Source organism: Halorubrum wangae (assembly GCF_051194135.1).
Taxonomy (GTDB): Archaea; Halobacteriota; Halobacteria; order Halobacteriales; family Haloferacaceae; genus Halorubrum.
Genome location: NZ_JBLZNH010000003.1, coordinates 281,703 through 296,292, shown reverse-complemented (window position 1 = coordinate 296,292; position 14,590 = coordinate 281,703). Strand labels below are relative to the sequence as shown.

Genomic DNA, 14,590 nt, shown 5'->3' with positions numbered 1-14,590 from the left:
CGTCCCGGTCGCGTCGCGCGTCCCGTCTCGTCCCGGTCGCGTCGCGCTTCCAGTCCGTCCGTAACGGCAGTCCGCACTGTCGTGGAGTCACGCGCACCCCGGAGCGGACACCCGAGACCCTCGCCGCGGACTCTCCCAGACCGCTTACACACCTGATAAGTAAATGTCGGTGCGACGATTGGCACTCATGGTCATACAGGAAGCGACAGGTGGCACCGACACCTCACGACGGCGCACCGGAGGCGATGCGTAACCCGATGTTCACTGGTCAGTTCGCGCCGGTCAGCGCGGCGTTCGTCGCACTGGCGCTCGTCTCTTCGGGACTGGGTCACTCGGAATATTTCGACGTCTCGATGGTTCGCGCACGGCAGTTCGTCTCCCTGTTCATGTTCTGCGGGACCGTGTCGCTCGCACTGTAGCGAATCGATCACCGGTACCGACGCCGTGCCCGGGGAGCGCGAACGCGATTTCCGCCACCGTCTCGGCCGCGGTCTGTCTCCGTTACCGTCCCCGACCACGTTCTCGCGGTCGCGGCGGTGCCCGTCGTCACTTCAGCCGATGTTCGACGATGCTCCCGACGACTTTGGCGTGTGCGGAGCGAAAGTGCTGGGACAGCGTTGCCGCCGACACGTTCAGTTGCTCCGCGAGCTCCGTGCCGTCCGTGTCGCGTGGCCACTCGTAGTAGCCGGCCTGATACGCCGTCTCAAGCACCTCGGCCTGCCGACCCGTGAGGTCGTCCGCGACCAGGGTCGCGAGACGCTCCGCCTCGTCCTCCGGCGAAATGAGCCGCTTCGCGATCACCTCGAGGTCGGGGTACAGCTCGCGGAGCCGCTCGATGACGGAACGGATGTTCGTCTCCGTCGGGAACCGCACGTTGATGGAGACCGTTCCGCCCTCGGCGACGACCTCGTTGACGCGACCGCCGTAGACGGCGACCGTCTGCATGAGGGGCGCGGTGTCCGTACTGATCGCGAGCGACCCGTTCGGCGTGCTGTCCCTGAGGACCTCGACGGAGCGAATCCGCTCGTTCTCCTCCAGGATTTCGGCGACGTCGTTGGGGTCGATCCCGTCCGTTCGAATGTACTGTCGGAACGTTTCGTCGCCGGTCTCGACCGAACTGGTGAGCGTCAGGCGGCCGTCGGCGGCCTGCGCGAGGTCGGTGAACTCCGAGAGACTCTCGGTCAGTTCCATCGACATCTCGGTCATCGACTCCTCGACGAGTGCCTGCTTCCGGTCGACGGCGTTGAGCGCGTATCCGACCATCTCTCCGAGTTCGCCGAGCAGTCGCTTTTCGCGCTCGTCGAACGCCTCGGCCTCGCCGCTGTAGACGCAGAGGACGCCGTAGGGGATGCCGCCGTACTCGATGGGGATCGACGCGCTCGATTCGAACCCGTTCGCGAGTGCGTCCTCGCGCCACGGGTCGAACGTCGGGTCGTCGGCGATCCGCTGGACGACCGAGATGGTCCCGGACTCGAGTGACCGCCCGACCGGACCGGCCCCCCGTTCGCCGTCGATTCTCACGTCGAGGTCCTCTACGTAGTCGGTCTTGTCTCCGGCCCATTCGATCGGCGTGACGACGTTACGCGCGTGATCACTCTCACCGATCCAGGCCAGTTCGTACCGCTCGTCGTCAGCAAGCCGCTCACAGATCGTGGTGCGGATCTCTTCGCGAGTCCGCGCCTGAACGAGCGCCCGGTCGATGTCGCGGACGACGGCGTTGATTCGGTTCAGCGTGACGAGTTCGTCGCGCTGGTGTTCGAGCTCTCGTCGCCGCTCCCGCTGCTCGGTCATGTCTCGGACGACGGCGACGAACCCGTACACGTCGCCGCCGTCCTCGTCGGTGATCGCCCGGAGGACCACGCGGGCCCAAAACGGACGGCCGTCGCTGGTCTGTACCCATCCCTCGTCGTACGACTCGCCGGAGAGGGACGCCTCGGTCAGGTGCGACTCGGAGAGACAGCTGTCGTCCCGCTCGGCAGGGGAGAACGACGAGAGGTGCCTCCCGGTCGCTTCCTCCGCGTCGTATCCGGTGATGGCCTCCGCACCGTCGTTCCAGCTCTCGATACGCCCCTCGCGGTTCACGGTGAAGATGGCGTATCCGGAGACGTGCTCGACGAGGGACTGGAACCGGCCTTCCTCCCACTTGAGGCGGTCCTTCGTGTTTCGCTTCTCCGTCACGTCACTGACGAACCCGACGAGACGCGTCCCGTCTCGCATCTCGACGCGGCGCCCGCGCTCCCAGACCCACCGAGTCGTGCCGTCGCGGCGAACGATCCGGTAGTTCACCTCGAACGTGTCGCCCTCTTCGAGTTGCGATCGAACCGAGTCCCAGACGCTCCGTCGGTCTCGCGGGTCCACGACCGTGTCGCCCCACGAGACGGTCGACTGGACCTCTCCGGCGGCGTATCCCGTGAGCGACTCGACGGTTCCGGCGACGAAGTCCATCTCCCACCCTTCGCTTTCGTCTCGGCACCGATACACCATCCCCGGCAATCGCTCGAGGAGCGACTCGCGGATCCATTCGGTCTCGGCCAGCGATCGCTCTGCGGCCACCTCTTCGGTGACGTCTTGGAACACGTGAGCGGTTCCGCCCTCGAACCTGCCGACCTCGACCGGCTCCGACTCGTGTTCGAGCACCCGTTCCGCCCGGTCGTAGCTCTCCGTGACCCGGGCGGTACGGCTCTCCGATCGGTCGTCGTTCGTCGACTCGGAGGCCGAGAGACGCCGCGTGAACTGTTCGGCGTCGGCGAGCACCGGCGCGAGACGGTGTTCGACGAACAACTCGTGGTCGCTGCCGACGATATCGACGGGGTCGACGCCGACGTACTCGGCGAACGAGTCGTTCACCCACACGATGTCGCCGTCGGAACCGACGACGTACGCCCCCGCGTCGACCTGTTCGAAGGTGCCGGCGACCGATCGCCACTTTTCGCGTCGGAACAGATTCTCGACGGCGCACCCGATCGTCTCGGCCACGTATTCGAACAGTGATTCGCACGCGTACGCGCCGAGACTCTCCTCGACGGCGAACGTCGCGACGCCGTAGAACTGGCTCCCGGTGACGAGTGGAATGAACACCAACTCGTCACCGGCGAGCTCCGACCACTCCGCGTTCGTCTGTGCGGTCGACACTCGCGTGACGTCGCGGCTGTCGACGGCGTCGACGAACCCGTCCGGAAGTTCCGAACCGAACTCGAGGTCTCCGACTCGATGCCGTAGGTCGGCCGCAGGCTCCGCGGCGTCGACCTCGTCGATACGAACGGCACGGATCCCGTCGACACGGTGGAAGCGAGCGGTCAGTCGGGTCTGGAAATTCGTGAGGCCCGACGCGTTCGTTCCCAGTTTCGACACGTCGGTGAGGACGTCGTCGAACCGCTCACGGACCGCGAGCCGCGCACGTTCGCGTTCGAGTTCGGCCCGCTGGTCGTGCTCGTCGGTCACGTCCCGGAAGTAGACGGTGAGTCCGGACTCCGAGGGATACGCTCGAACGGAGAACCACGAGTTCAACGGCTCGAAGTACTCCTCGAACGAGACGGATTCCTGCGTGTCGACCGCTCGGCGGTACTCCCGGTAGAACGTCGTGTTGCGGGCCTCCGGGAACTCGTCCCACACCGCCTCGCCGAGGAGGTTCTCCTCCTCGGCATCCAGCACCTCCTCCGCACGGTCGTTGAGATGCGTGAACCGCCATCGGTCGTCGAGTGCGAAGACCGCGTCCGTCATTCGTCCGAGGACCGTTTCCTTCGAATCCTGCGGAACAGATGTGTGAGATGTCATCGGTGTCTCTGTTACCCCCGGTCGCTGTCCCCCCGACGCGTTCCCTCAACGCGTATCGCGGTCAGTCACGAAAGGAACAGCACGTATTGATACACGTCTCTTTCTCGAAGACACCTAATTTCTTTGGGATCGGATCGGCCCTGAGGGCGAACTGGCGTGTCGGGAATCGGTCAGTTCTCCCGGTTCTGTGGGAGGAGAACGAGCTTCCCGATTCCCTCTCGCCGCCGCTCGATTCGTTTCTGAGTCTCCAACCGACAGAGCGTTCGACTGATCGTCGAGTCCGTCCAGCGGGTGCGTTCGACCAACTCCGACTGTTTGACCACGCCGCCCTCGACGATGAGGACCTGGAGGATGCGGCGCTCGGGATTGAGGAGGTCGGGGTCGACACCCACCAGCGGATGGTCGGCGTCCGTCGTGGAAACGGGGGATTCGAAACCGGTTCGACCGGAGTCCGAGCCGGCGGCCACCGCAGACCGCTCGTCCGACTGCGCACCGAGAGCGGCGGACGACGTACGAGACCCCGCACCGCCGGACCGCGTCGCCGCGGCGTTCGATTTGACGAGCCTCCAGAGGGAGAGCACGACGCCGGCGAGCGCACGCTTGAGCGTCAAGAGAGCCGGCGTCCGTGGTGACGGCCGTTGGTTGGGTGAAGACTCTTCCTCGGCCCAATCGGGGTGGAGGGGGGACGAGTGAGCTTCGTCGTCGGTTCGCTTCGCCATATCAGTGATACCGTCCCCACGGTGTTGGTTCTTCCACCAATTATGTTTGGAACTGTCCCGGTCACGGACGGCTATGTCCTGTTCGTGCGGCGGTCGACGAGGTGGTCTCCGATGGCGACGCTCACGACGCCGAGGACGATCCCGGCGGCGACGTCGACGGCCCAGTGGATCCCGAGATACATCGTCGCGAAGGCGACCATGGCCGCGAGGGTCGGAGCAACGACCGCCCACACGGGATACGTCCTCCGCGTCCGCAGGGCGACGATGGCCGTCGTCACCGACAGGGAGGTGTGGAGCGAGGGGAAGACGTTCGTGTTCACGTTCACTTCGCCGGTGAGGATCTGCGTCTGCGGGTACGTCACGTAGAGGAGTGAGTCGACGTGTTCCGGGAGGAGGTTTCGCGGCCCGTACGAGATAAACAGGATGTAGCAGGTCAGCCCGATCATGTAGTTTGCCGCGAACGCCACTGCGGTGAGTTTCAGCGGTCGCCGGTCGTCCGAGAAGAGGTAAGCCACGAACGGGAACGAGAGCAGGAAGACGTAGCCGGAGAGGTACACCGTCGAGAAGACGGCAGTGAGCGTGGGCGTCGCCAACGACTGGACGTGTTCGACGAAGTTGCCCTCGATAGCGTAGATGAGGCCGGTCACGTTCCATCCGATGGCCCACGAGACCTCCGGACCCACGTCGCGAGCGACGTTGTTGACGAGGAGGACCACGGTGAGCAAGCCGAGATACGGCGAGGCGTCCCAAACGCGCTCACGGACGGTGCCGACGGTGCGACGAAGCCGAGCCGGACCGACGACGACGAGCGTCGCAACGAAGAGCGCGAGTGCTGCTCCACTGAGCACCTCGCCCAGTATCGACAGCAAGGGCGAGAGGTTCATTCGTCTATCAGCAGCTCACCGTCTGCCGAATACGGGTATCCGGCCTCCCAAAACATCGACTTCGCTCTTTTGACGTCGAGGGAGTCGCTCCCCCGTTCGCTGAGGTACCGGAGTTCGGCGACTGTGTCGTCCCACTCGTCCCCCTCCGGCGCGTACTGCGTCGTCTCAAGCGGAGACACGACCCCCGTCGCCTCGCCGTCGAACAGCCGGTCCACGAGGGACGACCGGTCCACGAGTCGGGCGACCGCCCGTCTAAAATCAGCATCGTCGAACGGCCGTTTTCGGTGGTTGTAGCCGACGTGATAGCACCACTGCGGGTCTCCAGTTTCCACGGCGAGTTCGGCATCCTCCCTCGCCTTCTCCGCCGGTCCGGGCGACAACGAGTTCGCCGACGCATCGACGGTGTCGTTCGACAGCAGTTCGACGGTGGCTCCATCGGACGGGAGGACGGTGAAATCCAGCGCGTCGAACGAGAATCCACCGTCGAACTCAGCGACCGACTCACCGACAGATCCCGTCGAGAGGAAGTGCGACTCGAACGGTTCCATCGAGAGTGACTCTCCGGGAGCCGCCTCAGTCACCCGAAGTGGGCCGCTTCCGATCGGTTCGAGATTTTGCCGATCGAGTGCCTCCGTGCGATTGCCGTCGTCGAGGCTGGCCACGTTCGTCGGACGCGCGTACTGCTTCCAAACGTGTCTCGGGAGTATCGGGACGGACAACGCGCGCTTGGCGACAGCCTCGTCCACGTCGCCGAACTCCAGCGTCAGCTCCTTCGGCGACTGCGTGGTAATCCCGTCGACGAGTGACGTGCGGCCACGGTACCGCGGCGCCGGGACCGGTTGGTCGAGCGATCCGAGGGCGGTATCGGAGAGGAATTCGAACGTGAACGCCACGTCGGACGCGTTTATCAACGCCCCGTCGTGCCACTCGATGTCCTCGCGGAGGTCGATATCCAGCGCATTGGAGTCGCCATCGTGCCACGTCCACGACGAGGCCATCCACGGCCGAACGGTTCCGTTGCATGGCCGACCGAGCGAGTCGTAGATGAGTCGAACGATCGTTCTGTCGGCACGGAATGACGGCGACAACGGGTTCAGATTCGCGGTCGATCGCGGGTCGGTCAGCGCCATCCGAAGTCGGGTCTCCGGAGTCGATGTCGCTGTCGTCGAATTCGCCGTCGTCGAATTCGCCGTCGTTGAATTAATCGTGGTCGAATCGGAGTCGACCGGTCGGGCCGCGAGGTACGACGAGACGCGGCGCGGTGGTACGTCGTCGGGCAACGCGACCCGATCGGGGCGACTCGCCCACGCCGATTCCGGGACTGCGACGGGGGTGAACGATTGGTTCTCGACGAGGTGGGCTTGGATCTCACGTACCGTCGAGGATCGAGCCGCCCCGTTTTCGGTCCGCTGTCGTTCCAGCAGTTTGTCGAGCGACCGGTCGTCGGAGCCGAACGGATTCTGCCACCCGCTGTCGGGTGCATTCCGGGAGTGGAAGAGTGGACGAAGGAAATCCGGATCTCGCTGGAGCGGGAGGCGGTAGACGTACATCTCGAAGTCGTGATCCAGGAGAACCGACCGGAGGAGTTCCTCGCGACTCATCGGGACGACGGTGGCACCGATCCCGACCCGTTGGAGTTGCGTCGCCAGATATCGCGCGAGTTTCGTCGCTGCCGCGTCCGTGTCGGCAGGCACTGTCTTGATTCGTACTGAGAGCGGTCGCTGTTCGTCGCGCGAGCCCGCGGGCTCGGACCGCTGAGCACACCCGCTCGTCAGCCCGACACCGGCAAGGGCCAGGAGCGACCGTCTACTGAGTTTAAAAGATGACATTTTCGAGCGAGGACAAACCGTTCCAATACGCTCCGTAGAAGGACGAGGGACGTTATTATCGGGCACCTAAGCGTCTATCGGATAGGGAGGTCCACCCCATCACGGCGATCCGCGGTGCGTCGACATCGCGGTCCGCCTCGGCCACGAAGCTCGCGGTCGGACCGTCTCGGCGCTCGGAGTGCGACTCAAGAGTGAGATCGCCGAGACTACTCCCGGAGGAAACGCCGATGGTGAACGGACAACGCACTCTGTTTACCGCAGCGTTGCCCTCGTTGCCTCGGCGTCGATCGCGCGCGACCCGACGAGTCCCCTGGGTCTGCCTCCCAGAAGTGACCGCCCTTCAGTATCGCCGAAAACCAGTGACGCCGTCCGCGCGTCCTCATTCACACGAATCCGAATTCCCAGTTAGCGCGGGCACCGAGCGGACGGAAACTCTGTCACAGCCGACTCGTCCCCCCGAAACTGTGCTCGGGTGCCGATTGCTATTTTGATATAGCCAAATGCAGTTTATGGCCCCCCCGAACGGCCTACAGCCTGGCCATCGGATACGGTCGTCACGCCGCCCGCGTTGTTTGCCGATCTCAGCCGCTCGGCCGGTGATCGACCGCCTTTTTCCCCGTCGTATCCTCGCTCAGAACATGGCCGACGAGTTCGACCCCGAGAAGTTCGAGGACAAGTACGTCCACTACTTCAAGGAGCTCCAGCGAGCGTACAAGAACGCGTTCAACCACATGAACGAGCGCCACGACTCCCAGCTGATCCACGGGATCGACCAGACGATCCTCAACGAGTCCGAACCGTTCTACGAGGACGGCGAGTTCCGCGTTGAGCTCCCCGAAAACCCGCGTGACCGGATCCAGGGCGTTCTCGTCGACGACGAGACGTTCGAGGAGACGTTAGACGAGTACGTCGAGCGGATCGAGGCGGAGCTCCACCGGACGCTTCAGGTCGAGCGGCCCGAGTAAACACCGCCGTCCGTTTACGGTTGGAGACCCCAGTTCTCGCGGCTCGAATCCGGTCGAACCAAAGGCATAAGCCCGCCGACCGCCAATTCGCTGGCATGAGCACGGACACTGCCGACGGGGAAAACGAACTCCGCGAGCGGATCACGAACTTCCTGCGGCGCAACTTCCCGCAGATTCAGATGCACGGCGGGAGCGCGGCGATCAGCCACCTCGACCGCGAGAACGGGGAGGTCACGGTGCAGCTCGGCGGCGCCTGTTCCGGCTGCGGTATCTCGCCGATGACGATCCAGGCGATCAAGTCGCGGATGGTCAAGGAGATCCCGGAGATCGAGACGGTCCACGCCGACACCGGCATGGACGCCGGCGCCGACGGCGACCTCGGCGGAACGAGCAGCGGCGGCATGTCCCCGTCGTTCCCCGGCGAGACGACCGACGACGACGACGGCGCCGACGAAGGCCCGCAGGCTCCGTTCTGAACTGCCGCTCCGGTCGACTTTCCTCGTTCTCCTGCTTTTTAGACGCTGTAGCGCCGAGTCTCTCGACTTCGCTCATCGCACCGATTCCCACCAATGTATTGCATATTGCTATATGAATATCGCCCCGCCGACTCGGGCACCGCGACTGAAGCCTTTTTGCCCCTCGCGAGCGTGGACGGTTCCTATGCACCATCGGGAAGTCGAGACGACGGCGGAGTACGTCGCTCGATTCGAGACCGGCGCGGACTGGCGCGAGGAGATAGAGGACCTCGCCCGCGCGGAGGACGTCGAAGCGGGCTGGTTCACGGCGCTCGGCGCCGTTCAGGACGCGGACGTCTGGTTCTACGATCAGGACGACACCGAGTACCGGTCGGTGACCTTCGACGAACCGCTGGAGGTCGCCGCCTGCGTCGGGAACATCTCGCTGCTCGACGGGGACGTGTTCGCGCACACCCACGCCGTGCTGTCGCGACCGAGCGGGCAGGCGCTCGCCGGACACCTCGACTCCGCGACCGTCTGGGCGGGCGAGTGTCACCTCCGCGCGTTCGACGAGTCGCTAGAACGGTCCCACGACGCAACCACCGACCTCGACTTATGGCTGTGAGGTGGGCCTCGCGGCGATGAGGCCGGACGACGAGCGCTACTTCGCCGGGATCGAAGACCGCCTCGACGAGGCGCTGGAGCTCGCCGAGGCGGCGAAGGCGCAGGGGCACGACCCGGAGCCGGAGGTCGAGATTCCGGTCGCCCGCGACATGGCCGACCGGGTGGAGAACATCCTCGGCATCGACGGCGTTGCGGAACGCGTCCGCGAGCTAGAAGGCGAGATGTCCCGCGAGGAGGCGGCCCTGGAGCTCGTCACCGACTTCGTCGAGGGGACGGTCGGCGACTACGACTCCCGCGCCGGAAAGGTCGAGGGCGCGGTCCGCACCGCGGTCGCCCTGCTCACCGAGGGGGTCGTCGCCGCGCCGATCGAGGGGATCGACCGCGTCGAACTGCTGGAGAACGACGACGGCACCGAGTTCGTCAACGTCTACTACGCGGGTCCGATCCGGTCAGCCGGCGGCACGGCACAGGCGCTCTCCGTCCTCGTCGCCGACTACGCCCGATCGCTGCTGGGTATTGACGAATACAAGGCGCGCGACGTGGAGGTCGAGCGCTACGCCGAGGAGATCGCCCTCTACGACAAGGAGACCGGGCTCCAGTACACGCCGAAGGACAAGGAGTCGAAGTTCATCGCGGAGCACATCCCCATCATGCTCGACGGGGAGGCGACGAGCGACGAGGAGGTCTCCGGCTTCCGCGACCTCGAACGGGTCGACACGAACTCCGCCCGCGGCGGGATGTGTCTCGTCGCCGCCGAGGGTATCGCGCTGAAGGCGCCGAAGATCCAGCGGTACACCCGCGACCTCGACGAGGTCGACTGGCCGTGGCTCCAGGACCTGATCGACGGGACGATCGGGAAGGACGGGTCCGGCGCGAGCGACGCGGAGGCCGACGCAAGCGACGCTGACGGCTCCGGAAGCGACGCCGAGACCGCCGCGGGCGAGGGCGAGAGCGAGCGTGCCGCGGACGCCGACTCCGGAGGGGACGAGCCCGACGGTCCCCCCCGAGCGAAGCCCTCGCAGAAGTTCCTCCGGGACCTGATCGCGGGTCGCCCGGTGTTCACTCACCCGAGCGAGGCGGGCGGATTCCGCCTGCGATACGGTCGCGCGCGCAATCACGGCTTCGCGACCGGCGGGGTCCACCCGGCGACGATGCACCTCGTTGACGACTTCCTCGCGGCCGGCACGCAGATCAAGACGGAGCGCCCGGGGAAGGCCCACGGCGTCGTCCCCGTGGACTCCATCGAGGGACCGACGGTCCGCCTCGCGAACGGCGAGGTCCGGCGGATCGACGACCCGGAAGAGGCGAAGGCTGTGCGCAACGGCGTAGAGAAGGTGCTCGATCTGGGCGAGTACCTCGTCAACTACGGGGAGTTCGTCGAGAACAACCACCCGCTCGCGCCCGCCTCCTACGTGTACGAGTGGTGGGTGAAGGAGTTCGCGGACACCGGCGCCGACGTACAGGCCATGCAGGACGATCCCAACATCGACCTCGAACACCCTGACGTCGACGAGGCGCTCGCGTGGGCGCGCGAGTACGACTGTCCGCTCCACCCCGACTACACGTACCTCTGGCACGACGTGTCGGTCGCCGAGTTCGAGGCACTCGCCGACGCGGTCGCCGCCGGGGACGTGGTCGAGGGTGTCCTCGCCATCGAGCGCACGGAGACCACGCAGACGGCGTTAGAGGCGTTGTTAGTCGAACACGCCGCGACGCCTGACGCGCTCCGGATCTCGACGTGGCGTCCCTTCGCCCGGTCGCTCGGGGTCGACGACGGCCTCAGGAAGACGTGGGACGACGGTGACCTCTCGGCGGCGGCCCGCGAGTGGGACGACGGCGAGAACGCCGTGAAGGCCGTCAACGAGGTGGCTCCCTTCGAGATCAGAGAGCGGGCGCCGACCCGCATCGGGAACCGGATGGGTCGCCCCGAGAAGTCCGAGAGCCGCGACCTCTCACCCGCGGTCCACACGCTGTTCCCGATCAACGAGGCCGGCGGCCCCCAGCGTGACGTCGCCGAGGCCGCGAACGTGATGGACGACTCGGGTCACCGCGGCCGGCTGGAGGTTGAGGTCTCGGATCGGGTCTGTCCCGACTGTGGCGAACACACCTACAAGGCGCGGTGCCCCGACTGCGAGGTCCACACCGAGCCCCACTACGAGTGCGGCGACTGCGGCACCGTCTGCCAGCCCGACGAGGCCGGCCGAGTCGAGTGTCCGCGCTGCGAGTGGGAGGTCCGGGCGGCGACCTACCAGGAAGTCGACGTCAACGACGCGTACCGCTCCGCGCTGGCGAACGTCGGCGAGCGCGAGGCCTCCTTCGAGATCCTCAAAGGAGTGCAGGGGCTCACTTCGCGGAACAAGACTCCCGAGCCGATGGAGAAGGGCATCTTGCGCGCGAAGAACGGCGTCACGTCGTTCAAGGACGGCACCGTCCGGTACGACATGACGGACCTGCCGGTTACGTCGGTCCGGCCCGAGGAGCTCGACGTCACCGCCGACCACCTCCGGGAGATCGGATACGAGACCGACATCGACGGCGACCCGCTGCGCCACGACGACCAGCTCGTGGAGCTCCGCGTGCAGGATATCGTCCTCTCCGACGGCGCCGCAGAGCACATGCTCCGGACCGCCGACTTCGTCGACGACCTCCTCGAACAGTTCTACGGCCTCCCCCGCTTCTACGAGGTGAACGAGCGCGACGACCTCGTCGGCGAGCTCGTCTTCGGCATGGCCCCGCACACGAGCGCCGCAACTGTCGGGAGAGTGGTAGGATTTACGTCGGCCGCGGTCGGATACGCTCATCCGTACTTTCACGCCGCGAAACGCCGTAACTGCTTCCACCCGGAGACGAAAGTGTGGTTCGAGGACGAAGCTGGAACGTGGCACTACGACCCCCTCGAGACGCTCGTCGAGGACCGACTTGACGCCGAAACGGCTGACGAGGACGACTTCGGGACGCTTGCCCAGAAACTCGACGACGACGTGTACGTGCCGTCCGTAACTGAGGATGGCGAGGAAACGCTCCAACGGGTCGAAGCAGTCTCGAAGCATCCTTCGCCCGACCACCTTGTCCGCGTCGAAACGAAGAGTGGACAGGAGCTGACGGTGACACCCGACCACTCGATGCGTCGGTGGACCGGCGATGGAGTCGAGCGCGTGTTGGCCCGGGAGTTAACCACGGAAGATGCGCTCCCCGCGCCGAAACAGATTCCGGTCGACGGGGAAACAGCGACGTTCGACTTGCTCGCGGAATTCCTCGACGCGGACGCCGTTTCGAACGACGACCTGATGATCCGAGGACTCGGCGAATCCGACCTCAAACAACTCCTCGACGACGCGACAGACGCCGAGAACTACCTGAAGCCTGTTTCGGAACTCCTCGATGTTAGTCAGTCGACGGTGTACAACTGGGTGTCTCGCGACAGCATCCCGGCTGGCGTTCTGCTCAAACTGTACGACTGCGACACTGTTGTCGAACGCCTTCCCACCGACGTGACACTTGGAATCCGTCGCGACGGCACTTCGATTTCGCGTCAGTTCGAGGTCGACGAGACAGTCGGCACGATGCTTGGGTACTACGCTGCAGAAGGGTTCACGCGACAGGAGGCAGGGTCGTTCTACCAGACGACCATCTGCACGCCGGACGACGTGCCGCGCGACGAAATCATTGACGTCTTTGACGACGTGTTTGACGTTGAGGCGTTCGAGGAGAACGAGTGGAAGATTACTGTCTCCAGTCGCCTCGTCACGACGTTGTTCTCGGATGTTCTCGACGCCGGGAGTCGTGCCGAGACGAAACGAATACCGGACTGCGTGCTCTCCGCACCGGACTCGGTTCTCCGAACGTTCCTCGCGGCGTACTTCTCCGGCGACGGAAGTACGTCCAGCGAACGTGTCGAAGTTCGTGCACACACGGTGAGCGACGATCTACAGTCCGACCTCGTCGCAGCGCTCAAGCGGTTCGGTATCGCTACGAAAGTCTATCGCGAGGAGCGTACCCCGAAGACGGGTGCAGTAGCCGAGTTCTACGACGACGAGCGGTCGTTCGAATCCTGGATTCTCAAAGTCACATCACAGAACGCCGTGAGGTTCGCCGACCGAATTGGCTTCCATCTCGGCCGCAAGGAGGAGACACTTACTGACGCGCTGAACCGCATCGATACCCGGACACAGCGACTCTTCGGCGACGGTGGCGACGTTTGGGTCGACGAAGTCGTCTCTGTCGAGACGGTCCAGTCCGACACCGAATTCACGTACTGTTTGACTGTCGAAGAGACGAACACGCTCGTCGCGAACGACCTGTACTCCGGTCAGTGCGACGGTGACGAGGACTGCGTGATGCTCCTCATGGACGGACTTCTAAACTTCTCGAAAGAATTTCTTCCCGACCAGCGCGGGGGGCGCATGGACGCGCCGCTCGTGATGTCCTCGCGGATCGATCCCTCGGAGATCGACGACGAGGCACACAACATGGACATCGTGCGCGAGTACCCGCGCGAGTTCTACGAAGCGACGCTGGATCTGACCGACCCGGAGGAGCTGGAAGACCGCATTCAGCTCGGCGAGGACACGCTCGGGACCGACGAGGAGTACCACGGGTTCGACCACACTCACGACACCACGGACATCGCGATGGGGCCGGACCTCTCGGCGTACAAGACGCTCGGCGACATGATGGAGAAGATGGACGCTCAGCTGGAGTTGGCCCGGAAGATCCGCGCGGTCGACGAGACCGACGTGGCCGAGCGGGTCATCGAGTACCACTTCCTGCCGGACATTATCGGAAACCTCCGCGCGTTCTCCAGACAGGAGACGCGCTGTCTCGACTGCGGCGAGAAGTACCGCCGGATGCCGCTGACCGGGGACTGCCGCGAGTGCGGCGGGCGGGTGAACCTCACCGTCCACCAGGGGTCGGTGAACAAGTACGTCGACACGGCAATAGAAGTCGCCGACCGCTTCGGCTGCCGGCCCTACACGAAACAGCGGCTGAAGGTGTTAGAGGAGTCGCTCGAATCGATCTTCGAGGACGACACGAACAAGCAGTCGGGTATCGCGGACTTCATGTGAGGGGTCGGTGAGGTCGCCCGCCGATCCCGCGTACCCGGTGGATCACGAACGCCAACGGGGGGAAGGGTTCCCCGGTGGACGGTGGCAGGGACGTGCCGTTGACTTCCGACCAGCGCGTGCCTCTGACGGGATCGTGGCGGAAGTCACCTGACCGTTGTCGCTCGCGTATCAACAGTATTCGCCATGATACAACATGGCATATATACGATCTGTCCGCTCCAGTGACGAGTGGCCGCTCGGCCGGCTGACCGCTCCACTCCGTCCCGCCCTCTCC

9 protein-coding genes are annotated in these 14,590 nt (G+C 65.0%); 5 read left to right on the top strand and 4 right to left on the bottom strand.

Annotated elements, in window-relative coordinates:
- Positions 1–209: 209 nt before the first annotated feature.
- Complete coding sequence (locus ACNS84_RS11575) at positions 210–419, top strand: hypothetical protein (protein WP_435075023.1); 210 nt, start codon at positions 210–212, stop codon at positions 417–419.
- Positions 420–546: 127 nt separating this feature from the next.
- Here the strand turns inward: ACNS84_RS11575 and ACNS84_RS11570 are convergent, their stop codons facing one another.
- The 4 genes from ACNS84_RS11570 to ACNS84_RS11555 all read right to left on the bottom strand — a co-directional run bounded on the left by ACNS84_RS11570 (position 547) and on the right by ACNS84_RS11555 (position 7,071).
- A complete protein-coding gene (locus ACNS84_RS11570; RefSeq protein WP_435075022.1) occupies positions 547–3,720 on the bottom strand; it encodes a PAS domain S-box protein in 3,174 nt (1,057 codons plus the stop codon).
- Positions 3,721–3,944: 224 nt separating this feature from the next.
- On the bottom strand, positions 3,945–4,493 hold the full coding sequence (locus ACNS84_RS11565; protein WP_435075021.1) for a helix-turn-helix transcriptional regulator: 549 nt from the start codon (positions 4,491–4,493) through the stop codon (positions 3,945–3,947).
- Between the two features lie 71 nt (positions 4,494–4,564).
- A complete protein-coding gene (locus ACNS84_RS11560) occupies positions 4,565–5,377 on the bottom strand; it encodes a phosphatase PAP2 family protein (RefSeq protein ID WP_435075020.1) in 813 nt (270 codons plus the stop codon).
- Positions 5,374–7,071, bottom strand: a complete 1,698-nt coding sequence (locus ACNS84_RS11555; RefSeq protein ID WP_435075019.1) for an ABC transporter substrate-binding protein — start codon at positions 7,069–7,071, stop codon at positions 5,374–5,376. The genes ACNS84_RS11560 and ACNS84_RS11555 overlap by 4 nt, the downstream gene beginning before the upstream one ends.
- Before the next feature lie 773 nt (positions 7,072–7,844).
- Here ACNS84_RS11555 and ACNS84_RS11550 point away from each other — a divergent pair.
- From ACNS84_RS11550 to polC, 4 genes are all read left to right on the top strand, one after another.
- On the top strand, positions 7,845–8,171 hold the full coding sequence (locus tag ACNS84_RS11550; protein WP_435075018.1) for a DUF5783 family protein: 327 nt from the start codon (positions 7,845–7,847) through the stop codon (positions 8,169–8,171).
- 95 nt (positions 8,172–8,266) lie between these two features.
- Complete coding sequence (locus tag ACNS84_RS11545) at positions 8,267–8,647, top strand: NifU family protein (protein WP_435075017.1); 381 nt, start codon at positions 8,267–8,269, stop codon at positions 8,645–8,647.
- A gap of 184 nt (positions 8,648–8,831) precedes the next feature.
- Positions 8,832–9,251 carry a PPC domain-containing DNA-binding protein gene (locus ACNS84_RS11540; RefSeq protein ID WP_435075016.1) on the top strand — a complete coding sequence of 140 codons (420 nt, stop codon included), beginning with the start codon at positions 8,832–8,834 and terminating at the stop codon, positions 9,249–9,251.
- 16 nt (positions 9,252–9,267) lie between these two features.
- Complete coding sequence (gene polC / locus ACNS84_RS11535; protein WP_435075014.1) at positions 9,268–14,316, top strand: DNA polymerase II large subunit; 5,049 nt, start codon at positions 9,268–9,270, stop codon at positions 14,314–14,316.
- Positions 14,317–14,590: the final 274 nt, after the last annotated feature.